The organism is Maribacter chungangensis, assembly GCF_042676845.1.
GTDB lineage: Bacteria > Bacteroidota > Bacteroidia > Flavobacteriales > Flavobacteriaceae > Maribacter > Maribacter chungangensis.
This window is the reverse complement of sequence record NZ_JBHTHY010000014.1, coordinates 245263-270728: the sequence shown is the minus strand read 5'-3', so window position 1 is coordinate 270728 and position 25466 is coordinate 245263. Positions and strand designations below refer to the sequence as shown.

Genomic DNA, 25466 nt, shown 5'->3' with positions numbered 1-25466 from the left:
TTGAACCTTGAACCTTCCTCCGTCAATTCATCTCCCAAATCTTATAATTTAATGCTGTAGCAAAACATATCCAGAGTAAATAAGGTACAAGAAGTAATGCAGCTACTCGACTAACTACGTAGAACCATCGTATCGTTAGGGATAGCATTACTAAAAGTGAGATGATGACCAGTAAGGCCAAAAACGGATTTCTCAAGCCAAAAAAAGCAATACTCCATAAGGCGTTTAAAAGCAATTGAAAGCCAAAATGGTACAGGCCTGTTTTTACCCATTTGTGATGAAAGCCCTTGGCCCATACCCAACCTGCAGAAATTCCCATGAGAATATAGAGTACGGTCCATACCGGTGCAAAAAGCCAACTTGGCGGATTAAAACTGGGCTTGTTAAGGGTAGTAAACCATGTATTCACCGAACTCTGGGTGGCTACGCTGGCAAGAAAACCAATAATGAGACAGATAGAAACGCTAATAGCGATGTACGTAAGTTTTCTTTTCAAGGTGTGGCGGTTTTTGCCTAAAATAGGGATTTATTTTTAGTAGTGAAACTCCATTTTAAGATGGCGTATGGCGTGCTTAGAATCGCAAGTTGCATTATTTTCCGCTTTTAGGGCGTACTATTGGTCCAAGTACTCATTTAAAGTTTACATCTTATTTTTTGGACTCAGGGCTTGCGTTGGGTGTAATACCTTTTATTTGAATCGCTTAAAAACTATCTTTGCACAAAACTGATTTTTAATGACCGAAAAAGATTTTGTTCCCTCAGCATATACCCACCAGAAAACAACAGGAAAAGTAGGTTATAGATCTCCTAGCAATATAGCTTTGGTGAAATACTGGGGGAAGAAGGAAAATCAGATTCCGGCGAATCCATCTATTAGTTTTACTTTGGACGCCTGCGCCACCACTACTTTTGTTACGTACGATAAGCTGTCGAAAACCTCCCCTGATTTTTCTTTCGATTTGTTTTTTGAGGGACAGCCCAAGCCAGATTTCAGACCTAAGATCGAAACCTTTTTTAAGCGTATTGAACAATATCTTCCTTTTCTTAAGGAGTATCATTTTAAAATTGAAACGTCCAACTCGTTTCCGCATAGCAGTGGAATTGCGTCTTCGGCTAGCGGTATGTCTGCCCTAGCACTGTGTTTGATGCAATTGGAAAAAGAGTTGAATCCAAATATGTCCGGCGAATTTTTGACCAAAAAAGCTTCTTTTTTGGCACGGTTGGGTTCCGGAAGCGCGTGCAGAAGCTTGGAGGGGGATTTGGTGCAATGGGGGGTGCATGAGAATACCAAAGAGAGTTCTGACCTGTACGGTGTAAAATACCCACATGAGGTGCATACGGTCTTTAAAAAGTATCAGGATACTATATTATTGGTCGATAAAGGTGAGAAACAAGTGAGCAGTACTATAGGGCATGACTTAATGCACGGACATCCGTTTGCCGAACAGCGTTTTTCCCAAGCACACGATAACCTTTCAAAACTGAAAAAGGTTTTTAAAGAGGGGGATTTGGATACGTTCATTAAAATTGTGGAGAGCGAGGCCTTGACCTTACATGCCATGATGATGACGAGCCATCCTTACTTTATATTGATGAAGCCTAATACCCTAGAGATAATTAATAGAATATGGGCGTTTAGGGAGCGCAGTAAAACCCATGTTTCCTTTACCTTGGATGCGGGTGCCAATGTGCATGTACTATATCCGGAAAATGAAAAGGAGGAAGTACTTCAATTTATTGTTGATGAGTTGATTGCGTTCTGTCAAAACCAACAGTATATTTGCGATCAAATTGGTTTTGGGGCACGGTTTTTACCTCAAGAATCATAATTAAATCTAAAAAAGGACGTTTTAGAGCCACTAAAGAACTAATAAAGTTGTCTTTTTGTATAAAAAAGCGCAAACTTTGTTAAACAGTATTTATCTTTATATCATTAGCGTGAGCAGTTCAGACGAAGTTACTACCATGAAAGGACCTTTATTTTATTCTAAAATATTATTATTTGGCGAGTATGGAATCATAAAAGATTCCAAAGGGCTATCGATTCCCTATAACTTTTATAACGGTGCTTTAAAGTGCGACAACAATACCTCTACAGTAGCCAAAAAATCTAACGAAAGCCTCGCTTCTTTTGCAACGTATTTAAAGCAGTTGGCCAAAGATGAGCCAAACTTGGTCACTTTTGATAATGAACGTTTAGCGGCCGATGTTGCCAATGGTATGTATTTTGACAGTTCCATACCGCAAGGCTACGGTGTTGGTAGCAGCGGTGCTTTGGTAGCTGCTATATATGATAAATATGCCAACGATAAAATAACGGTTTTGGAAAATCTTACTAGGGAGAAGTTATTGTCCCTAAAGGCGATTTTTGGCAAGATGGAATCTTTTTTTCACGGAAAATCTTCTGGTCTGGATCCTTTGAACAGCTATCTAAGCTTGCCCATATTGATCAATTCGCAAGACAATATAGAGTCTGCCAACATTCCTTCACAGCATACCCAGGGTAGGGGTGCCGTATTTTTATTGGACAGTGGCGCAACGGGCGAAACTGCTCCCATGGTGCAATTGTTCATGGAGCAAATGAAAAACGAAGGTTTTAGGAACATGCTGAAAAATCAGTTTATAAAACACACCGATGCTTGTGTAGAGGATTTTGTTAACGGAAATGTGAAATCCTTGTTCGGTAACTTAAAGCAACTCTCCAATGTGGTCTTGGATAACTTTAAACCCATGATTCCCGCCAAGTTCCATGAACTTTGGAAGCAAGGTATCGATTCCAACGACTATTACCTTAAGCTTTGTGGCTCCGGAGGTGGTGGTTATATCCTTGGTTTTACAGAAGATATAGATAAGGCTAAATCCGCACTTAAGGACTACCAATTAGAGGTGGTCTATAATTTTTAGCGATACCCACACCCAACATGCTTAATAGAAAAAACAAACTCTTGCTGTTAAAGGTGCTGAGTCTGTTTTCCGTTGTTCGCGGTTACAATGTTTTGGTCATTGCGCTTGCACAGTATTTGGCATCCATTTATATACTTGCACCCAATTTGCCGCTACGGGAGGTTGTATTGGACATTAACTTGTTTCTGCTCGTACTCGTTTCTACTTTGGTCATTGCCAGTGGTTATATCATCAATAATTTTTACGATGCGGAGAAAGATTTGATCAATAAACCTACCAAAAGCATGTTGGATCGTTTGGTGAGTCAGCGGTTTAAACTTAGTACGTATTTCGTTCTAAACTTTGTTGCGGTCTTTTTAGCAAGTTATGTTTCCTTTCGTGCGGTATTGTTTTTCTCCACGTATATCTTTGGTATTTGGTTTTATTCGCATAAACTAAAGAAAGTACCGTTCTTGGGTAATTTTGTTTCGGCCATGTTGGCTATTACCCCATTTTTTGTTGTGTTTGTCTACTACAAGAATTTTGAACCGGTCATTTTTGTTCATGCCGTATTTCTGTTTTTATTGATATTGGCACGAGAAATGATTAAGGACTTGGAGAATATACCGGGGGATTTGGCTCAGAACTATAGGACTATTCCTATTATGTACGGACCAAAGGTTTCCAAGGTTGCGATAAGTATATTGATAGTACTTACTTTAATACCTTCTCTATTACTTATCTTTAGATTTGAAATAGGGTATATGGACTATTTTTTCAAGGGCTGTGTCGCACTATTACTACTTTTTTTGAGTTTATTGCCAAAAGCGACCACCAAGGCACATTATATTTGGCTGCATAATATCTTGAAGTTTATTATCGTGTCCGGAGTTTTTGGAATTTTATTGATCGATGTGGATCTGGTGTTAAATCGTATTTTATAATGGACAATATACTTAAAGTAGCCTTGGCACAAATTTCTCCCGTTTGGTTGGATAAGAAAGCCACCCTATTAAAAATAGAAGCTTCGGTTTCGGATGCGGCCGCCCAAAAAGCCGAGTTAGTGGTATTTGGAGAAGCCCTATTGCCCGGTTATCCCTTTTGGTTGGCCTTAACGGATGGCGCAAAATGGGATTTAAAGGTGAATAAGGAACTTCATGCCCATTATGTTAGGAATTCGGTGCAGATCGAAGCAGGGGAATTAGATCGTTTGTGCACCTTGGCCCGCCAACATACTATTGCAATATATATTGGAATAATGGAACGTCCCAAAGACCGGGGCGGTCATAGTATTTATGCGTCTTTGGTTTATATTGATCAAAACGGCGAAATTAAATCGGTACACAGAAAATTACAGCCTACGTACGATGAACGCCTGACCTGGGCTCCAGGCGATGGTAACGGGCTTCAAGTGCACCCCTTAAAGCAGTTTACGGTAGGCGGACTCAATTGTTGGGAAAATTGGATGCCCTTACCCAGGGCTGCGCTTTACGGTCAAGGAGAAAATTTACACGTCGCAGTGTGGCCCGGAAGCGAGCATAATACGAAGGATATTACCAGATTTATTGCAAGAGAATCCCGTAGTTATGTACTTTCGGTTTCATCACTAATGAAAAAAGAGGATTTCCCAGAAGGAACTCCCCATTTGGAAAAGCTCCTAGCAGCCGCTCCGGATGTATTAGCTAACGGGGGGTCTTGCATTGCGGCCCCCGATGGGGAATGGCTGGTGGAACCCATTATAGGTAAAGAAGGATTATTTTACCATACTTTAGATTTCAACCGTATATACGAAGAACGCCAGAATTTTGATGCCGTAGGACACTATTCCCGACCGGATATTACCCAATTGACCGTGAATAGGGAACGGCAGTCTACGGTAAGATTCAAGGATAAGTAGGCCAATTTACCTTTCGCTTCCTGTTGGTATCAACTCATACCCCTGTTGTACCCCCTTTTCCATAGGTGGTACGCCCCGCTCCATCCACATGGGTTTTGGCTCTCCTTTTAGATAATAATCAAAGAATTGCGCCATTCTAATATTAAAATCCTTTCTGTTCTGGAGTTTTAAGGGCCAATGCGGTTCGCCATTATAGTTTAAGAACCAAGAGGGTTTTCCTAACCTACGCAAACTCACAAAAAATTCAATACCTTGGTACCAAGGCACATGTCCGTCCGCATCGTTATGCATGATCAATAATGGGGTATTTATTTTGTCGATATTAAAAATAGGGGAGTTCTCCACGTATCGGGCAGGGTATTCCCAAGGGGTACCGCCTATTCTGCTTTGGGTATGTTCGTACTGGAACTGTCGGCTCAACCCTGTCCACCATCTAATACCGCCGTAGGCACTGATCATGTTGGGTACGGGCGCTCCGGATTCCGCTGCTTTAAAAATATCGGTTTTGGTCACTAAATAGGCAATTTGGTAACCGCCCCAGCTATGGCCTTGTACGCCAATATTGTCTTTGTCAATAAAACCTTTTTCAATAATGGAAGTGACACCGGGTATGACCGCATTAAAGGCACTTTCACCAGGATAACCCACGCGATAATGAACGTCCGGATTAAAGATAACATAGCCCCGGCTCGTGTAAAAACTGTAGTTAATGGAAGAACGTTCCGCCTTGGGTGCACGGTGCCTATGAAGTCCGTTCGAGCTTTTTTCGTAAAAGTTGACCAGCATGGGATAGGTTTTGTTCGGATCAAAATTTTCTGGTTTTACCAACATACCGGTCAGTTCCCTGCCATCCAAGGAAATCCATTTCACGAGTGCTATGGTGCCCCAGTTGTAGTCTTTTTGTTGTGGGTTGGCATCACTTAATTTCAGTGATTTTTTAAAGTTTAGGTCGGATAATCGTAGATCTGGAAATTCGATAAAGGATTCTCGGGTGTACAAGAGGGCGTCATCTTGTTTTGCTTTTATGGGCTGGGAATACCGATATGGACCGGATACCAGAACCTTTGTTTTTTTGGTTTTAGGATGGTACTGGGCGTATCCGGCGTCTTTTGTTTCTTCATTAAATGTACTCAGCAACCATTTTTTATCGGAAGGGATATAACGCAGTTCTTCATCCAAGGAAATATACCGATATACCGTTTTACGCTCCCTGCCCGATGTTAGTTTCGTGCCTGTACCTGTCTTTGGGTCAAATTGCCAGATATCATAGCGGTCATAGAGAATCAGATGGTCGTCATTTTCTGTCCATCCGGCCGACCCATAGGATGATGGAAAATTAGGGTAGTCGTTTTCTTCATTAAAAAATTGTTTGCCCTTTGTTAAGGCCGTGAAGCTACCGTCCGGTAAGGAATAGGTTACCCATGTGCTGTCTACGCGGTTATAGCCGTAGGCATATTGTGCTTTTGGGCTTAATCCCAATCGCGGTACTTTTGTGAGGGAGAGCAGGGTCTCTCCTGTTGCGGTACTTACCAGTTTATAATCGTTGTCCCGTCTTCCTGTCCACTGACTTTCCAGTTCGTGCGGTAAAGTGGTGTTTGTTAGCGCATAATTGGCATTGCCTTCATCGCCCAGTTCCGTATTGGGAAAGTCGGTACTTGCCAAGGGTATTACCTTGTTGTTGTCCAGATGCACAACGGCGTGGTAGGAGGCAATGGTATCGTTTTTTAACTGCAATTCCTGTACGGTATATAACCTTGGTTCGTCGTAGGTCCATACTTCCACCTTTACGATTTCGTCCTCTGTAAGTGTAGTATCTTTTATAATTGGCGGTGTTGCCAATCCAAAGAAAAGTTTGGATTCGTCCTTGGAGAATTCGATAGCACCATAGGAAGATACCATGTAGCCTTTTGGAACACTGGGAGCATCTAGTAGTTTAGTCGCTTTTTCATTTCCTTTTGTCCACCGGTAAAGTCCATTGGGGCGTATCTGTACTTTTGTGGTATCGGTATCCGCAACAAAACCCAAATGTTTTCCGGAATCGCTAAGGCTTAGGTTAAAGTACTTGGCCTTTTTGGCACTATGCACCTGCGTACGGGTTTGGGATTCGATATCTAGAATACCTACGGATGCATCATCTTCTTTTTGTTTACCGGTGGTGGCGTAGGCTAGCGATTTTCTTTCTTTGGCGAAAGCAAAATCCGTTACGTAGTGCAAGGTGTCCTGTTCGTTAGTGTTCAAATTTCGTAACACGAGGTGGTAGCCGTTTTTTTTATCTTCTTTTTTTGGTTTTTTATTCTTTTCCTTTCCATCGGTAAGGGTGTCTTTTTTCTTTTCCTCTTTAATTTCGTCCAGATAATAGGCCACATAGCCCGACCATTTTTCAGGTAAATGGTAAGACTTTACTTGGGCGATTTTTGTCAGTTCGTTGGTCTTTAGATTTAATATGCCCAAGGAATCTTTTGGGAGGTCTGCCTTTTTGATTTTTCTGCTTTTCATGGCACGTATACTGTCCTTCCAAGCGGTAATGGTGAACAGTACAAAGTCGGAATTATAGGTAAACGCTGCTTTTTTGCTTCGCTCATGCTCAAAAATCAGTTTTCCTTTAGTATCCTTCACCATAAGGGTCGCATCCTTTTCTCCTTGTTCCAGTAGGTAAAGTACATAAGATCCATTGGAGGAAATCATTGGGTTTTGAATGGTATTCCATAGTTCGTAATCGGTATGGTCCAATACCTTTTTTTGGGCAAATACAGATAAGGACATCAATCCAACAAAAAGTAAAAATGAATGTTTAAGCATAACAGTTTTTATAATTTTTTAAATATAGCCATTAAATAAAGTAAGTAGGATGCCGAAAATCGATTTAAAACATACAATTCCAATTTGATATGGAACGCTTTCCTACCTTTGCATTAAATATGAGTACTATGAGTAGGGACGATTCCAACAGGCGTAAAAAAGCGTCGGGCAGACAGGGCGGTAATTTTAAGAAGAACAGCTATGCAAGAGGCAATGCACCCATTAAAAGGAGCACTGCGCCCAAACAAGCCTCCGACCCCAATTCCATCCGTTTAAACAAATATGTGGCCAATTCCGGCGTATGCTCCAGACGGGACGCCGATATTTATATAGCTGCCGGGAATATTACCGTGAACGGGAAACCGATAACCGAAATGGGTTATAAGGTGAAATTAACGGATGAGGTAAAGTTCGATGGTCGACTATTGAATCCCATTAAAAAGGAATATGTGGTATTGAACAAACCCAAGGATTTTAGTACCACTATTAGGGACGAAAAAGGAAAAAGACATGTCTCAGGTTTAATATCCAACGCATCCAAATCCAAGTTGTTGCCGGTAGATAAATTGGAAAAAGAGGATACCGGGCTGTTGTTGTTCACCAATGATGGAGACCTGACCAAACGTTTAAAAAGTCCTATCAACGGATTACGTAAAATTTACCATTTGGTATTGGACCGCGATTTGATCGCTGCGGACCTTCAGAAAATAAAGGAAGGCGTTATGGTAGACGAAAAGGTAGTACGTGTGCAGGATATCAGTTATATCGACAATGCACCAAAGCGCGAAGTAGGAATTGAAATCTTTAGTTCCCGTGCCAAAATCCTGGAACGTCTTTTTAATCAACTTGATTATAAGATTGTAAAGTTGGATCGTGTAGTGTACGGCGGATTAACCAAAAAAGATCTTCCGAGAGGTCACTGGCGTTTTTTGACCGAACAAGAGGTTATCAATTTTAATATGGTCAAATAGGGTTATAGGGCAGGGTTTTTAGTCAAATTTACATTCAAAAAGATACAGATTGTGGTTCATAGTCTTAAAGTATGAGTAAAATTCATCGCTTTAGAATCACATAACCTTGTAATGTTTTAAGGTCGTTCGCCTCCGTGACCTCAATTTTAAAGAAGTAGGTGCCACTTGGTAAATTGTTCGCGCCCAATTTGGTCTTTTTGTTCGCCGTTCCGTTAAAGGCATTGGAAGCATTGTCGTAGCCTTGTACCTGATACACCAAATCACCCCACCTGTTATAAATGGATACGGTGTTGTCCGGAGTGTTTTCTATACCATCAATTACCCAAAAATCGTTGATACCGTCACCGTTGGGCGATATGCCATAGGAGGTCTCGTCATCTTTCTGTAGCTCTTCGGATATGGTGACAAACGACTGCGACTCGCAATTTTCTGTATTGGAGGTTTGGTTATAGGGAATAATGCCCACAAATATCTCTTGATCATGGGGCAGGTCTTCCATGAGTTCGTAAGATGTTGCAAGGCCTACATCCAGATCTCTAACAATATCCGTACCTCCCTCACTGGTGCCTATGTTTAGAATATAGCCCTCGACGTTACCTACCGCATTCCAACGAATGGTGGTATTTATGGGAACATCTGTGTCTCCCGCCATAGGCAAATTTACGCTAGTACAGACAGGTACATCTGTTTCTTGCGCTGTGGTAAACTGCGAAAAAGTACAGGAAACAGATACTTCATCGGAATTGTAAGGGGTGACCGCAACCTGTATAACCGTACCGTAAGGTAAGTTTTCCGGTAGGTCGAAAGATGTAAGAATGCCTACGTCCGTCTCAGGTATAATAACATCGTTGCCCTCGGTTTGCACGGTCAGTAAATATCCTGCCGCATTGGCGACTTGATTCCAAGAAAGGTTGATGTCCACAGGTATATTTACAGCTCCGTTCACAGGAACTGTTAAGGAGGTACAGTTTGGTACGTCTTCACCCGAATCACTAATAGTAAAGGTTTCTGCGGTACAACCTAAAGCATCACCATCGTTATTGAAGGGAACCACGGTGACGCTCACCGTTTCACCAGGAGTAAAATTATTGTTAAACGAGTAGGAGATTCCGGTTACCACCAAATCACTTATGTCGTTCACATCACTTTCACTGCCGTTAACGGTAATTCGATATCCATTGACATCTGGCACGCCGTTCCACGAAATTAGATCAAGGCTTGACGAAATGTTCGTTTCATTCCCTAAAGGAAATGAAAGGGTAGTGCAGTTGGGTGGATTGGCCCCGTTAGCGTTGGTAATCGTAAAGGTTTGAGGGGCACAGCCAATGGCGTTGCCATCCGCATTAAAAGGAATAATATTGACACTTATCGTCTCTCCGTTTTCAAAATTATTGGTAAAGGGATGTGCGGTTCCGTTGACGACCAGGTCCGTTACATCATTGGCGTCGCTTGTGCTGCCGTTTACGGTGATACGGTAGCCATCCGCATTGGGTGAGGGGTTCCAAGAAATTTCGGTTAGTTCAATGGCAACGTCCGTAGTTCCATCAGTAGGACTGATAAGTGTGGTACAGCGTGGTGGTGTAGGGCCTCCTGCGGTGGTAAAGCTCTCAGAACTACACCCAATGGATTCACCTTCAGCATTGTAGGGTATAATGGTTACGTAGATCACCGTTGCAGCTGGTAACGCTACTGGCAGATCAATGAATGGAGTGTCAAAGTTTGCACCTAAAATATTGTTGACCCCCGGTATGGTACCTACCCCAATAAGATAGTCCGTGGCATCGGGTATGGCGTTCCATTCCAAGTTGGTATTGACATCTACGTTGGTTTCCCCATTAACGGGTAAGGTAAGTGTTGTGCAATCCGGCAGGTTGGCCGAAGCTACTGTAGTAAAACTTTCTTCTGTGCAGTTTAAAGCATTTCCAGAGTCGTTGTAAGGAATGACCGTAACAAATATCCTAGTGTTCAGTGGAAGATTACCTATCACGTTATAGGTAGTTTGATTGCCTACATCCAGGTTATCGGTTATTTCGGTCCCCCCACTAGTGGCGCCCATATTCAAGAGATATCCATTGGCATTTGCAATGGGTGTCCATGTTAAATTGGTAGAAATAAGAACGTCGGTTGCACCGGTTACCGGGCTAGTCAATAAAGTGCACTCAGGGATGGAGGCATTGGCCTCTGTTCTAAAGCTCGATTCAGAACAGCCAGTTGCACTTCCGGCAGAATTGTACGGGATGACGGTAACAAAAATCTCGGCATCTTCTGGCAGATCATCGGTTAGATCATAGGTGCCTATGTTACCAACATCAAAATTATCCAGAATATCGTTACCCCCTGAAGTTGTGCCAATCGTTACCCTGTAGCCATCACTATTCGTTACAAGAACCCAACTTAAATCTGTACTTACGGAAACATCCACTGCATTATTGGCAGGAACTGTTAGAGCGGTGCAATCCGGAACTATGGTTATGGCTTCGGTTGTAAAACTTTCCTCGGCACAGCCAGTTGCATTTCCAACGGCATTGTAAGGTACTATTGTGATAAAAATCTGTATGTTTTCAGGGAGGTCGTTCAGTAGGTCATAAGTCGTTAGGTTGCCCACATCTTCATTGTCCAAGATATCATTGCCCCCAGAACTGGTTCCCACCGTTAACCTGTACCCATCGGCATTGGCAATAGTATTCCAAGAAATATCCGTATCTATAGGAATATTTACGGCGTTATTAAGCTCAACTATTAAATTTGTACAGTTTGGTGTAATCCCAGAAGCAATAGTAAAACTTTCTTGAGAGCAGGTTGTTATAGGCTCAACCGTTCCGTTGAGGGGCACGATGGTTACGCTCACGGTTTCCCCATTATCAAAATTATTGGTAAATGGATGTGAGGTTCCGTTGACGATAAGGTCGGTCACATCATTGATATCGCTTGTACTTCCGTTAATTGTGATTCTATAGCTATCGGCATTTGCGGCGGCATCCCAAGAAATTTCGGGAAGGTCGATAGGAATATCGGTTGCCGCATCAGCTGGTGAATTAAGTGCTGTACATAGAGGTGGAGCTGATGTGTTTGTAATAGTTAATTGAAAAGATTCTTCACTTGAGCAGGAGCCGGCACCATCATAAACGTATAGGGTTATGGGGTATGTTGGAAAATCGGCAAAATTGATGGTTTCTCCTGCTTCGTACCTTGTGTCGCCGCCATTGGTTTCTGTGTAATAGGCTTCATTACCAGTTAGTTGGGTCCCGGTTATTGCAGGTAGCGTATACGAATTTATTTGATTTTGGTCCGCTAAATCAGTTACTGTTGGCCCTGCAAGACCATCATCGGTAATTGCCCAAGTGTCACTTGCCATCATATTAGCTCTTGCAGCTTCACCTTCACAGTATTGACTATCACCACCATCGAATATAACATTGGGTTGTAGATTTTGTGCATTCCAACTTACTAATAAAGCATCATAATTAGCTGTAGAAAGTGTAACATTATCGAACATTCTGTCAGCATTAGTGACGTTTTCTACAATCCAATTATCGAGAAGTTGATCAAAAATTATTGCTCCTTGGAACATAATGAACATATTCGTTACATTAGAAACATTCCAACTGTTTAGCGGTTGGTTGAAACTGCTATTGTTTTGAAACATAAAAGCCATATCGGTAACATTACTCATATCCCAGTTGTCTATATTGGAATTGAAAAGTCTACAGGTAGCGAACATTCCCGAAGTGTTGGTTACATTGGATAAGTCAGGGGAGTCAGAGAAGTTTCCGGTTAAATTGATACACCCGGTAAAAGCTCTCTCCATTGAGGTCCAAGGGTTGTTGCCCCATTGTTCTATAGTAAGGATCTTGGAAGAATTGTCCGTTGCAGTCGGATTTCCGTTGGTGTTGAAAAAGATTCTAGGAAAATCACCGGTAATGCTTACGGTATATATACCTGGTGTAATATAAGTGTGCGTAGCATCCCCCATTTCACCAGTAGTAGTTGTACCATCGCCCCAATCTACTGTATAATTGTAACCACCTCCTATGGTGGGAATTGTTATCGCTTCATTTGCACTAGTGGTTTGCCATGTGGTTATAAAAGCATCAGTTGTTGGGGCTGTACTTGTAAGAGACAGTTCAAAGGATTCTTCACTTGAGCAGGAGCCGGCACCATCATAAACGTATAGGGTTATGGGGTATGTTGGAAAATCGGCAAAATTGATGGTTTCTCCTGCTTCGTACCTCGTGCCGCCGCCATTGGTCTCTGTGTAATAGGCTTCATCACCAGTTAGTTGGGTCCCGGTTATTGCAGGTAGCGTATACGAATTTATTTGATTTTGGTCCGCTAAATCAGTTACTGTTGGCCCTGCAAGTCCGCCATCTCTTATGTTCCAATTGTCCGAACCGATCATGTTGGCCCTGGCAGCAGCTCCCTCGCAATATTGACTTCCTCCTACAGTAAAAAACCTATCAGGTTGTAAGTTTTGGCCGTTCCAACCTATTAAAAGGGCATCGTAATTTGCTGTAGAAAGACTTATGCTCTGAAACATTGAAACAAAATCTGTTACGTTGCTAACATCCCAATTTCCAAGATTTTGATCGAAACTTATCGCATTACCAAACATTGACCTGAGACTGGTAACATTACCTACCTCCCAGTTTCCAATATCTTGATTAAAAGTCTCAGCTCCCCAAAACATAGAAGACATGCTCGTAACTTTACTTGTGTTCCACGCATCTCCAGAAGGAATACCAAGACCTGGTTTAAAGCTGATATCCTGATCAAAAGCTTCTGCTCCAATGAACATTTGAACCATATCTTCAACATTACTCACATTCCATCTTCCAATATCTTGATTAAAGTTTTCCGCGGAGCCGAACATTGTGTTCATACTGGTCACTTGGCTTACATTCCATCCAGAAATGTCCTGGTTGAAATTTGTGGCAATGGCAAACATTACTGCCATATTGGTCACATTACCAACGTCCCAACCACCGATATCTTGATTGAATGCGATAGCACTTTCAAACATGCGGGTCATGTTTTGCACATTGCTAACATCCCAATTGCCAATATCTTGGTTAAAACTGCTAGTTCTTTGGAATAGATTGGCCATATTGGTGACAGTACCCATGTTCCATTGTGTTATATCGCCATTAAAGGATGTGGCATCCGCAAAGGCTGCCGACATATTTGTTACTAGGCTTAAATTGGGCACATCAATATTAGGGTTTGTGATGTTTAGCCTACTGCAACCTCGGAAGGAGCTAGAAAATGACTCCCAGACAATATCTCCCCATTGCTCTATGGTCAATATTTTGTCACGATCAACCGGTGTTCCGAAAAAATACATCTGAGGGAAGGTTCCTGTGATGCTTACGGTATGTATACCTGGTGTGGCATACGTATGGGTAATATCGCCTGCTACATTGTTGTCAATAGTACCATCGCCCCAATCAATGGTATAGTCGTAGGGGCCAACAACGGTACTGGTAGGTATAGTAATGGTTTCATTGGCCGTAGTAGTTTCCCAAGTGGTGATAAAAGGTCTGTTGGTGGGTGATGAATTTATGGTAAAGGATTCCGTAGTGCATCCCATGGCATTACCATCAGTATTGAATGGAATTATACTTACGGAAACAGTTTCTCCAGGGTCAAAATCATTACTGAAAGGATGGGAGTTTCCATTGACCACTAAATTCGTGACATCGTTTACGTTGCTCGAGCTTCCGTCAATGGTTATTCTATATCCATCTGCATTGGCAACATCATTCCATATTATTTCATTAAGATTGGTGGGAGTTATAGAGTCCCCATTTGCAGGACTAACAAGATAGGTACATGAAAGCTCTTGTGAATTATCTTGGGTCGTAAAACTTTCATCGGAACAACCAGGTGCATTACCTTCTCCGTTGAAAGGAACAATTCTAACAAAAATGGGAGCGTTAACAGGTAGGTTTAAAAGTGAGTAACTGGTTTGGTTCCCTAGAAGTTCATCTACTAAATCGCTTAAACCCAAAGCTGTTCCAACCCTAAGAATATAACCTGTTGCATTGGGGTCTGCATTCCAATAAATAGTTGTGTTTAAAGCGACATCTACAGCGCCATCGGTTGGTCCTGGAGCGATTAGGTTTGTACAAGCCGGTAAATCTGGTGTTGTACAACTAGCATTTGCGGGAACTTGTAATTCGTAAGCTCCCATGTCTATGGTAGATTCAAAAATCCGAGTATTCCCTAAAAGATCTAACGATTCAGAATTGTAGGTATTAAGGCCAACATTTATGGTTGGTGAGCAGTCCAACATTCTAAAATCAATTTCGGCAGGATTTGCAAACCTTGGTCTGTTGCTGTTAATTGTGCCATCTAAATTGCCCGCCCCGGTAGGGTCCTCGCCTTTGATTAGCGAATTTCTAACCTGTAGGTTCGTGGTAGCACCATGGAAACCGCTTTGTGATAAATCACTTCCAGACCAAATTACCGTGTTTCTTGCAGTTGAAGGTGAATCGGCATTAAAGCCTACACTCACATTAGTGTCGTTAAAATCGGTGGCTGAAAATGTAGAATTGACTAAGTTTAAAGAAACGTCACTAGCAGAATCAATAATTCTATGATTTCCATTTTGCATGGTAGAAATCATAACTGAATTTGTCATTGTTAAACTGGTTTCATCAATAAGCATGAAACGATTACCACTGCTGTTCCCTTCAAAATAGTCATTGGTCATTTTGGCCAGGGGAACGCGATCAAACCCAACCAGTGCATTATCTCCATAGTACCTGTTGTTAGCTACCGTAAAGTCATCTATTCTGGATGCGTTAATATCTCTTCCGTTGTTATCTATGAATGTATTATTCTCAATCAGCGCTGCATTCACGTTCATGACCCCTATGTCAATTACGGGTTTATTACTTGAATTATTCTTGAATGTATTGTTGGTAATGCTCGCGCTGTCTAACAATAATAAGTCTAAATCACCACTATTAATTCCACCGTTATTTTCAAACAGGCAATTGTTTAATATTAGGTCTAAATAGTATTCAATTTCAAGGGCCGCAAAAGAGCAGATGTTGTTCTTGAATTCGCAATTGTCAATAGTTACTAAAATATCAAGGGTCTGGTTTCCAGTAAAGTCAAAAACTGAATTACTAAATGTTCCGGATGCTGAGTTATTATTAAATGAGGAATTGGTGATGGTGGTGTTCGACATATTACTATTTAAGATAGCAGCGCTTCCAATACTACTGTTATTTGTAAAAACACTATTATCTAGATTCAATTCTCCCTGGGAAGATTGAATGCATGAAAATGAATTGCCGCTATTACCATCAAATAAAGAGTTGTAAACATTTAAGACACCACTGATTGATTGTTGAATAATTCTACCACTACCAACATTATTTAAAGCAGTTAGGTCTGTAAATGTGATTTCACCATCCGAAACCAGGAATACGGCACTAGATATATTTTCTGTAGCAATAATGTTCGATAAGTTAGCAGTGGTTGCTCTTGATGTCACTATATTTCTAGTTGGGGCATTGTAATTCCTTACGATACAATCGTTCATTGTAAAATTTACAACCTCATCGCCTAATAATACGGCTCTTTCCGTACCATTTTCAAAAATGGTATTGGATATATTAAGATTAGTTATGATGCTGTCATTCGCAGATATAGAGTTTCCGGCACTATTGGAAAATATACTGTTGTTAATAGAGCACGATGCCGTATCTCCAAGTGTAACATCATTGCCGATCGCTCCCTCAAAGGTTACTTGATTAATATATAGGTTAGCATCACAATCAATAGCTGTTCTAAAATTAAAAAAACGAATGCCCACAATTGAAAAATCAGCATTAGTAGTAATATCGAAAATCCTTAATAGTAAACTTGCCGCATTAAAATCAGCCTGGATTTGGGTGGTGTAAAGGTTGATGTTCTGAATACCACCACCCTGAGGATAACCCCCTCTTATATTTAAAGGAAACGTTATATCAATTTCATTTTCCGGTCGGTAAATACCTTCAGCAATAAAAATGGTGTCTCCAGAAGCTGCTATTGCAACTGCCTCTTCGATAGTTTGAAAAGCCAGAGCCCAAGTTGAACCATCTCCACCGGAAGCGGCAGATTGATCCACAAAAATATCTGCTGCAGATACAGAGCTTATATAAAACAAGGCAAAAAGTGCAAATAAATATTTATACATAGCTGCAGGATATTTTAGTTAAAATTCTTAGACCTCTATAATTTTCTTTTTTAATGAAAATCAGCAATATAGATGGTCAAGGTTGAGATGTAAAAACCGACTTTTAAACAAATGTACAAGTTAGCCTTTTACGAAAAAGTACATAAGGCGTTCTTTATTCTACAATCTTAATCCCTAGCATACCCTTCTCCAAAAAGATAGCTAACAATAACACCATGTGTATTACCAAGAGGAGAGTCATTAAAGGTAACATTATAGTTATAGACCGCTCTTATATTCTTTACCACATAGATTCCTGCCAAAAGGTTGATGGATGAATTGGACCGGTACCCCGTTCCCAGTTCAAATTTGTTCTTGTAACTGAAGGATATGTTGGTGTCTATTTGTAACGGCGCACCTGTTTCACGTTTGAGCAATACACTTGGTTTGATCATAATTTCCTCGAATTGGTTAGAGAAAAATCGATATCCAAAATAACCGTAGAACGGACTTTTTAAGTCAAGATTTTGATCATTGGTTGCCAAAGCGTCCCCAAGGATGTTCGGGGAGGAAAGTCCCACGTAGAAGTTTGCCAAGTTCAGTAATATACCCACACCAACGGTAGGGATGGTAGCATCTATATTGGCCGCGAAATTAGGGTCTCCTACAATTCCAAGTTCCAATAAATTATCCTGGTATTGCTGTACACCCGGTGATATGGAAAATGATAGGGAATTTGGCGTATAAATCTGCCAATACGGTCTATCGTTCTTGGTATCGAAGAAAATTTTATAGGAATACGTGGCAAAGGCACTGGTGGAGGTGGTTACCCCGATCTCGTCACGGATGAACCCTGCGCCAAGTCCTACCTTACCGCGGTTGAACGGACTATGGATACTGAGGGCAAAACTTCTTGGACTGCCCTCTATGTTGTTGAAAAAGCCCGAGTTGTTCAAGGTCACCTCTGTACTTGGGGCAAGACCTGCATAGGCTGTATTGATTAAATAAGGGTTGAAATTGTACTCTCCAAAAGTAGGGGTCTGTTGTGCATTAAGGTTTTGATGGCCAAATTGTACAAGTATGCTTAGCACTGCAATAGCGATATAGAATTTTGTGTGTTTCATCATGTTATCGCTTTATGACTAGGTAGCCTTGTAGTTTATTTAGATTATGTTCTCCTGTGACTTCAATAGTAAAGAAATAGGTGCCGTTTGGTAACTCGTTCGCCCCAAGATCGTTTTTTTTGTTCGCGGTTCCATTAAAAGCATTGGACCTGTTATCGTATCCCTGTACCTGAAAGACTATATCTCCCCATCTGTTGTAAATGGTTACAATATTATCCGGACTGGATTCTATACCATCTATGGTCCAAAAATCATTGATGCCATCACCATTGGGAGAAAATCCATAAAGGGTATTGTCGTCAACGGTGTCCTCTGGTTCCTCAAATAGGGTAACGAAGGACTGTGAACTACAATTTTCTAATCTCTGGTCACCACTATATGGAATGATACTAACAAATATTTCTTGACCAGAAGGCAAGTCTTCCGTTAGTTCATAGCTTGTGGTAAGCCCTACGTTTAGGCCATCGATTATATCCGTTGCACCATCGCTAGTGCCAATGGTTAAAATATAACCATCTATGTTACCAACGGCATTCCATCTTAGTGAGGTGTTTACGGGAATGTCCGTATCTCCGTTCATGGGCAAGTTGATGCCGGTACATACCGGAAGGTCCGGAACCAAGGTTTCCGTAATAAAACTTTCTTCCGTACAACCTGCTGCCTCCCCATCCCCGTTATACGAAATTACGGTTACAAAAATCTCTGTGTTTTCCGGTAGGTCGTTCGCCAAGTCAAAAACAGTGTTGTTGCCAACATCTTCCCTGTTTAAAATATCCGTAGCACCTGATGAGGTTCCAATAGACAATCGATACCCGTCTGCATTGGCTACTGTATTCCAAGATATGTTCGTAGAAAGTACAACATAAATATCCATATCTAAAGGCATATTTAAGTTGGTGCACATAGGTATATCCGAGATTGGGGCACCTGAGGTTACAAACCGCTCTTCGGTACAACTCATTGCAGCTCCAAGACCGTTGTAAGGAACTACAGTAATGAATACCTCTGTGTTTTCTTCAAAGTCGGCAGTTGGGTTATAGGTAAGTAGGTTACCCATATCCATATTATCCATGATGTCGTTAGCTCCAGATGCGGTTCCTATGGTAAGTCTATATCCGTCCGCATCTGAAACCGCGTTCCAGGAAATGTCGGTAGTTACGGGTACATTCGTAGCACCATTTAACGGTAGGGTCAACGAGGTACAATCGGGACTACCTAGGGTAGTTCCTGTGGTAAAAATTTCTTCTGCACAACCCATTGCATTTCCATCGGCATTGTAAGGAGTTACCGTTACAAAAATAGTTGTGTTTTCTTCAAAGGCACCGATAGACGTATAGGTTAAGTTATTTCCTATGTCTCCTTCATAAATATCGGCCATGCCGGTACTTGTACCCACCCTAAGTCTATAGCCTGTTGCATTGGTAACGGCATCCCAGCTAATAGCGGATGTAACGGCAACATTTGTTTCAGCGTTCATAGGACTATTTAATTGGGTACAGCTTGGAACTTCAATACTATTTTCCGTTGTAAATTCTTCCTCTTGGCAACCCACGGCATCTCCATCTAAATTATAAGGAATTACGGTTACATAAATAGTCGTGTTTTCCACAAAGCTCACGGAGGGACTAAAGGTGAGCACATTCCCTACATCATCGCTAAAAAGGTCTGCATTGCCTGCAGAAGTACCTAGTCTAAGTCGGTATCCTGTTGCGCCCGTTACCGCATTCCATGATATATCCGAATCCAATGAAACGTTGCTTGCGTTGTTTAACGGGGAGCTTAACGTGGTGCAATTTGGAACCTGAAGATGATCTATTGTTGTAAAGCTTTCCGAAGTACACCCAACAGCATCGCCGTTGGTATTAAAAGGGGTTATGGTTACAAAAATTTCCGTATTTTCCGGTAGATCGTTTGTTAAATCCCATGTGGTAACATTACCTACGGCTCCCGAATAGATGTCCGTTGCTCCTGCACTGGTTCCTACCGCTAAGCGGTAGCCGGTGGCATTTGCAGCGGGGTTCCAAGTTAAATCCGTGTTCAGGGCCACATCGGTTGCATTCGCAGCTGGCATACTTAATGTTGTACGAGCTGGTGGGTCTGTTAAACTGGAGCTGCCGGTTCTAAAATTTTCTTCTGTACACCCTACGGCATCACCAACATCATTATAAGGGATAATGGTTACGTAATGGGTTCTGTTTTGCTGAAGGTCCTCAGGAAAACTGTACATCGTATCCATTCCAACATCTATACCGTTGGCTATTTCAATACCACCTTGGGTGGTGCCTACATTCACTAAATAACCAGTAGCCCCAGCCACGGCGTTCCAGCTTATATCTGTATCTACGGGTACTCCTGTAGTTCCGCTTACCGGGCTGGATAAGGAGGTGCAAACCGGAGGAACAGGTATAATTTCCGTGGTAAAGCTTTCTTCGGCACACCCGACCGAATCTCCCTCATCGTTGTAAGGTGTAATGGTTACGAATATCTCGGTATCTTCCGGAAGGTCGTTTGTTAATTCATAACTTGTTACGTTGTTTACATCTACATTTGCAATATCCGATGCTCCTGTGGCAGTTCCCACGGTTATTCTGTAGCCATCGGCATTTGCTATCGGGGTCCAGCTTAGGTCTGTATTGATGGCAACATCGGTATCATTGTTTAACGGTGAAGTTAGTGTGGTACATTCTGGAATAGTAGCTGGGTCACTTGAAATAGTAAAACTCTCTTCCGTACATGGCCCTATAGCATCTCCTTCATCATTGAAAGGGACGATTGTTACATATACTATATCACCGGTACCAAAGTCGTTCGTGAATTCGTAAGATGTTTCGCTTATTGTCTCATTATTTACAACATCGTTGCTCCCTGGATTCGTACCTACCGTAACTCTGTAACCTCGTGCAAAAAGGGCAGGCTCCCAAGTTAAATTAGTATTGACCGGAACATCTGTTGCTCCGTTCAATGGTGATGCCAATACGGTGCATTCCGGCACTGGGCAGTCCAAGACATCATTTTCAATGGTCCATCCGAAGGTGTCTATCATGGACTGTCGCTCTTCCAATGCATCACAATAAGGCAATCCATCCGCTCCTAAGGTAATACCACTTGTCAACGTTTGGTCCGACCAGGAAATTAAGGTGTTGTCATAATTTTCCCTTGTAAGTGCCGTGTTATTGAGCATGTCTTCCATGTCGTTCACGCCACTAACGTCCCAATCGCCTAAATACTGATCAAATGCAGTTGCGTTGTTAAACATAGCGTTCATATCCACAGTTCCAAAATCCCATTGGTCCATAACTTGGTTGTAGGCTATGGCGTCTTCGAACATTGATTGCATAGTGCCAACCCCTGCCACTCTCCAATTGTTAAGGTTTTGGTTAAACGTGCTTGCGCCCCTGAACATTTCCTCCATTGTATTGACCTGTCTTACGTTCCATGAATTTATATTTTGGTTAAATGAAGTGGCACCTTTAAACATATTTTTCATGGTATTTACCGATGCCATGTTCCAAGAACTCAATGGTTGGTCAAAGGCAATCGCATCCTCGAACATGCCTTCCATGGTCGAAACGAAGGAAACGTCCCATGTTTCGAGAGTTTGGTTAAAGGCAGCCGCGCCTCGGAACATTTCTTCCATTGTAAGCACTTCTCCGGTATCCCAATTTTGGATTTCCTGATCGAATACCGTAGCATCTTTGAACATGGCTTCCATATTAGTGACCGAGGCCACGTTCCAGTTGCCTATTGAATTATTAAATACCGAAGCTTCCTCGAACATAGAGTTCATAAGCGTTACAGACGAAACATCCCATGAATTAAGTGGTTGGTCAAATACAAGTGCGCTTTCGAACATAGAAGACATATTCGCTACCGCACTTACGTCCCACGAGTCCAAGGGTTGGTTAAAGGCTTCTGCTCTCCTAAACATAGAAGACATGTTCACAACGGAGTTTACGTCCCAATTGCTCAAGGGTTGGTTAAAAGCGCCCGCGTTACTGAACATTGAACTGGTTGTGGTGACATTGGTGACATTCCAGACATTTATATCCTGATTAAATACTTCAGCACCCGAAAACATGGACTGCATGTTCGTTACCGATGAAACATCCCAATTGTCCAGAGGTTGGTTAAAATTATCCGTGTCCATAAACATTTCTGCCATATTGGTGACCTTAGAGGTGTCCCATGAGTTCAAAAACTGATCGAAATCGATATTTCTTTGAAACATTTCACTCATGTCGGTAACATTGCCAACATCCCAACTGTCCAGAGGTTGATTGAAAATCATATCTACCACGAATCCGTTGAACATTTTACTCATGTCGGTGACATTGCTAACATCCCAATTATCTAAAGGTTGATTATAGCTTTCGGCCCTCTCGAACATACCCGACATATTGGTCACATTGCTAACGTTCCAATTATTGATATTTTGGTTGAATACATCGGTTTGTTCGAACATGCGAGACATATTTAAAACATTACTTGTATCCCAATTGTTTAGTGGTTGGTCAAAACTATTGGCAGCAAGAAACATGGTCGACATATTGGTTACATTCTCAACATTCCAACTGTTCAAAGGTTGATTGAATTGCCTGGCACCAATAAACAAACTTCCCATATCGGTTACGTTACTTACATCCCAATTATCTATATTCCCATTGAAAAGATTACAACCTGCAAACATACTTGACATGGAGGTAATAGTGCTCAGATCTGGAACGTCCGTCGCATTGTATTCCATGTTGTTACAATAATAAAACGCACGTAACATAGACTGCCATTCCTGTGTTCCCCATTGATCTATGGATACAAGTTTTATATTATCCGTGTTAGAGTAATTGTGATAAGGTGCCGGAAAATTTCCTATGATAGAAATAGTATATACACCAGGAGCAAGATAGGTATGGGTAATGTCCCCTGTTACGTTATTGTCAAATTGGTCATCGCCCCAATCAATGGAATAATTATAGGTAAGATAATCTGGGTATCCTGTATTTGTTTCTATTTTAAGTTGGTTGGCGGGGGTAGTGTCGGCATCCGTAATTTGGGTATCGTAGGTTAGTTTAAAGGCGGCCGGACTATTGACCCAACTTGCCACCACGGTAAAAGTTTCCTCGGTACAACCCACGGCATCGCCGTCGGTATTATTATATGGAACGATAAGAACGGAAACTTCATCGCCCGCTTGCAATAAGTCATTACCTGAAAGGTCTTCTAGGTTAAGACCTACGGTATTTCCACCGGGAACATCATAACTATCGAAAGGTGTGGACTCCACGCCTCCCCGTAAAATTTTAACGGTAACCTTGTATCCTGTAGCACCAGGAGTGGCCGCCCACGTTAAATTGGCATTGGTAGGTACGTTAGTATCTCCATCAAGAGGGGAAACCAGGTTCGTGCACAATACAAATGAACAGTTAATAATATCTCCGTTTATGTTCCAATTGAAATTGTCTATTAATTCTTCACGCGCAATTCTACCATCACAATAATTCAGATTTGTAGCTCCTAAACTCACATTTGGGTTTACAGCTTGTGCCGCCCATCCGATTAAGGTATTGTCATAGTTTGCTTGAGAAAGTCCGGAATTAGATAGCATATTGGTCATACGTGTTATATTACTAACATTCCATGTCGCTAAATTCTGATTAAAGCTACTTGCGGAATTAAACATATTTTCCATTCTGGCAACGTTCCCTGTATCCCAATCATGTAAAGGATGATTAAACACGGGACTGTTTCTGAACATATTATCCATGTTGGTGACTTGACTTACATCCCAACTGTTTAAAGCTTGGTTGAATAAAGGTGCCAAATAAAACATGTTACTCATATCTGTAACATTCGAAACGGTCCAATTATCTAGAGGTTGATTAAATACCGCTGCTTGTTGAAACATGCTACTCATATCGGTAACGTTATCAACATCCCAATCATTAATGTTTTGATTAAAGCTATCTGCCTGTTCGAACATGTGGCTCATATCGGTAACGTTGCTCACGTCCCACCCACTAATATCTTGATTAAAAACATGATTCTCCCGGAACATTTCGTTCATATCGGTAACATTACCAACATCCCATTGATCCAAGGGCTGGTTGTAGATAGCGTCCCAAGCCCAGCCACTGAACATACTGGACATATCTGTAACATTACTTACATCCCAGTTGTTTAACGGGTGGTTAAATGTCCTGTGTCTCATGAACATTTCGGACATATCCGTTACATTGGATACGTTCCAATTGCCTATGGGATGGTTAAATTCTGATTCCCTGAACATACCGCTCATATTGGTCACATTATCCACAACCCAGGTGCTTAAAGGTTGGTTAAAAGCGGAACCTTGGAACATTTCTGACATATCCGTTACATTGTTGACAATCCAGTTATTTAACGGGTTATCAAATCTATTGGTATATCTAAAGGTACCCGCCATGTTGGTGACTTGGCTTACATCCCAATTATTTATATTTTGGTTAAAGTTGCCTGCTTCCGAAAATAGATATTCCATGGTAACGACCGAACTGGTATTCCAGTTGTCCAAAGGCTCGTTAAATCTTCTTGCTCTGTTGAACGTGAACGACATATCCGTAACGTTTATCGTATTCCAAAGATCAAGCGGTCTATTAAAAATTTCTGCATAGGCGAACATACCTGATATATCCGTAATGGTACTTACATCCCAACCATTTAAGATACCATTAAAGGAGGCACATTCTCTGAACATATTTCTCAAAGAGGTAACCTGGGAAAGGTCTGGTGCGCCAATAGCGTCAAAGTTGATATTTTCGCAACCAAAAAAGGCATTTTCCATGGTTTCCCATTGAATGGTTCCCCAATCGATTATTTCAATAATTTTATTCCTATCACCGGTATCATTAAAGTAAATACTTGGAAAAACGCCGCTTATGGCTACGGTATAGGTTCCCGGAGCCATATAGGTATGGGTAATGTTGCCGGTTACTCCTGTATCTGTAGTTCCATCTCCCCAATCTACCGTGTAATTGTAGTTGGTAAAAGCTGGATTGGTAGGAATTGTAATTTCATTATTTGCAGAAGACCCCGTTGTTGTATATGTGGTATTCCAGGTAGAAGTAAAGGATTGTGAATATAGACAAACGTTAAGAAGTAGTATAAATACGGTGAGTAGTCGATTAGCCATGATATTTTGGGTATTTGTCAATAACGAATTGTTTTGGCGAATATTTTAACAAATAGCATTTTTCACTGTTTTCAGTGAGTTAAGGGCTACAAAGGTGAGGGAAGTGGGATAATAAGGTTACACGGTTTTCCGTGAAAAATGAGTGGAATGATCTAACACCAGGGTCGTTATTTTTTTACGATATGGTAAAACAGAAAATTCTATAAATACTAAAGGCTTTTTAGGTATGACATAAATGGCTGGGAACTTGGGAGAACAGTATGTCCGCTCTTTGGTTAATACGGGTATTGGCAACCATTTATTGCAAAAAGAATCAATAATTTGTTCTTCCTTTTGTAACCAGGTTGTTTGTTAGTAAGGTAATCAGGAATACTTAGGACGGAAAACCGTGAATCCTAGTTTAGGTTGTTTTAAATGCATAGGATGGTGTTAACAATTGGCGAATGGTACCACCAAA

10 protein-coding genes are annotated in these 25466 nt (G+C 41.4%); 5 read left to right on the top strand and 5 right to left on the bottom strand.

Translation table 11 applies throughout. From position 1 onward, the window contains the following. Positions 1-22: 22 nt before the first annotated feature. The gene (locus ACFQZJ_RS15465) at positions 23-496 is read right to left on the bottom strand and encodes a TspO/MBR family protein (RefSeq protein ID WP_379935777.1); all 474 of its coding nucleotides are present in this window, start codon (positions 494-496) and stop codon (positions 23-25) included. A 238-nt stretch (positions 497-734) separates the two neighbouring features. Here ACFQZJ_RS15465 and ACFQZJ_RS15460 point away from each other — a divergent pair, with 238 nt between their 5' ends. From ACFQZJ_RS15460 to ACFQZJ_RS15445, 4 genes are all read left to right on the top strand, one after another. Then, positions 735-1829 carry a diphosphomevalonate/mevalonate 3,5-bisphosphate decarboxylase family protein gene (locus tag ACFQZJ_RS15460; RefSeq protein ID WP_379935776.1) on the top strand — a complete coding sequence of 365 codons (1095 nt, stop codon included), beginning with the start codon at positions 735-737 and terminating at the stop codon, positions 1827-1829. Between the two features lie 136 nt (positions 1830-1965). After that, on the top strand, positions 1966-2904 hold the full coding sequence (locus ACFQZJ_RS15455; RefSeq protein ID WP_379936123.1) for a mevalonate kinase family protein: 939 nt from the start codon (positions 1966-1968) through the stop codon (positions 2902-2904). A gap of 17 nt (positions 2905-2921) precedes the next feature. Then, on the top strand, positions 2922-3827 hold the full coding sequence (locus ACFQZJ_RS15450; RefSeq protein WP_379935775.1) for a geranylgeranylglycerol-phosphate geranylgeranyltransferase: 906 nt from the start codon (positions 2922-2924) through the stop codon (positions 3825-3827). Then, on the top strand, positions 3827-4780 hold the full coding sequence (locus ACFQZJ_RS15445; RefSeq protein WP_379935774.1) for a carbon-nitrogen hydrolase family protein: 954 nt from the start codon (positions 3827-3829) through the stop codon (positions 4778-4780). The genes ACFQZJ_RS15450 and ACFQZJ_RS15445 overlap by 1 nt, the downstream gene beginning before the upstream one ends. A 6-nt stretch (positions 4781-4786) precedes the next feature. Here the strand turns inward: ACFQZJ_RS15445 and ACFQZJ_RS15440 are convergent, their stop codons facing one another. Then, positions 4787-7579 carry an alpha/beta hydrolase family protein gene (locus ACFQZJ_RS15440; protein WP_379935773.1) on the bottom strand — a complete coding sequence of 931 codons (2793 nt, stop codon included), beginning with the start codon at positions 7577-7579 and terminating at the stop codon, positions 4787-4789. Positions 7580-7707: 128 nt separating this feature from the next. On the opposite strand from ACFQZJ_RS15440, the gene ACFQZJ_RS15435 reads away from it, so the two are divergent. Beyond that, positions 7708-8550 carry a pseudouridine synthase gene (locus tag ACFQZJ_RS15435; RefSeq protein ID WP_379935772.1) on the top strand — a complete coding sequence of 281 codons (843 nt, stop codon included), beginning with the start codon at positions 7708-7710 and terminating at the stop codon, positions 8548-8550. An 82-nt stretch (positions 8551-8632) separates the two neighbouring features. Here ACFQZJ_RS15435 and ACFQZJ_RS15430 read toward each other — a convergent pair whose 3' ends face one another. The 3 genes from ACFQZJ_RS15430 to ACFQZJ_RS15420 all read right to left on the bottom strand — a co-directional run bounded on the left by ACFQZJ_RS15430 (position 8633) and on the right by ACFQZJ_RS15420 (position 25009). Continuing rightward, positions 8633-16741: a BspA family leucine-rich repeat surface protein gene (locus tag ACFQZJ_RS15430; protein ID WP_379935771.1), complete on the bottom strand. Its 8109-nt coding sequence runs from the start codon at positions 16739-16741 to the stop codon at positions 8633-8635. A gap of 167 nt (positions 16742-16908) precedes the next feature. Next, positions 16909-17847 (bottom strand): PorP/SprF family type IX secretion system membrane protein, encoded by a 939-nt coding sequence (locus ACFQZJ_RS15425; protein ID WP_379935770.1) that lies wholly within the window; start codon positions 17845-17847, stop codon positions 16909-16911. 1 nt (position 17848) lies between these two features. After that, positions 17849-25009: a BspA family leucine-rich repeat surface protein gene (locus ACFQZJ_RS15420; protein WP_379935769.1), complete on the bottom strand. Its 7161-nt coding sequence runs from the start codon at positions 25007-25009 to the stop codon at positions 17849-17851. Between the last annotated feature and the right edge of the window lie 457 nt (positions 25010-25466).

Bases quoted from the DNA above. Each gene is read 5' to 3' on its own strand.
- ACFQZJ_RS15460 (WP_379935776.1), top strand. From the start codon at position 735: ATGACCGAAAAAGATTTTGTTCCCTCAGCATATACCCACCAGAAAACA.
- ACFQZJ_RS15455 (WP_379936123.1), top strand. From the start codon at position 1,966: ATGAAAGGACCTTTATTTTATTCTAAAATATTATTATTTGGCGAGTAT.
- ACFQZJ_RS15450 (WP_379935775.1), top strand. From the start codon at position 2,922: ATGCTTAATAGAAAAAACAAACTCTTGCTGTTAAAGGTGCTGAGTCTG.
- ACFQZJ_RS15445 (WP_379935774.1), top strand. From the start codon at position 3,827: ATGGACAATATACTTAAAGTAGCCTTGGCACAAATTTCTCCCGTTTGG.
- ACFQZJ_RS15440 (WP_379935773.1), bottom strand. From the start codon at position 7,579: ATGCTTAAACATTCATTTTTACTTTTTGTTGGATTGATGTCCTTATCT.
- ACFQZJ_RS15435 (WP_379935772.1), top strand. From the start codon at position 7,708: ATGAGTAGGGACGATTCCAACAGGCGTAAAAAAGCGTCGGGCAGACAG.
- ACFQZJ_RS15430 (WP_379935771.1), bottom strand. From the start codon at position 16,741: ATGTATAAATATTTATTTGCACTTTTTGCCTTGTTTTATATAAGCTCT.
- ACFQZJ_RS15425 (WP_379935770.1), bottom strand. From the start codon at position 17,847: ATGATGAAACACACAAAATTCTATATCGCTATTGCAGTGCTAAGCATA.
- ACFQZJ_RS15420 (WP_379935769.1), bottom strand. From the start codon at position 25,009: ATGGCTAATCGACTACTCACCGTATTTATACTACTTCTTAACGTTTGT.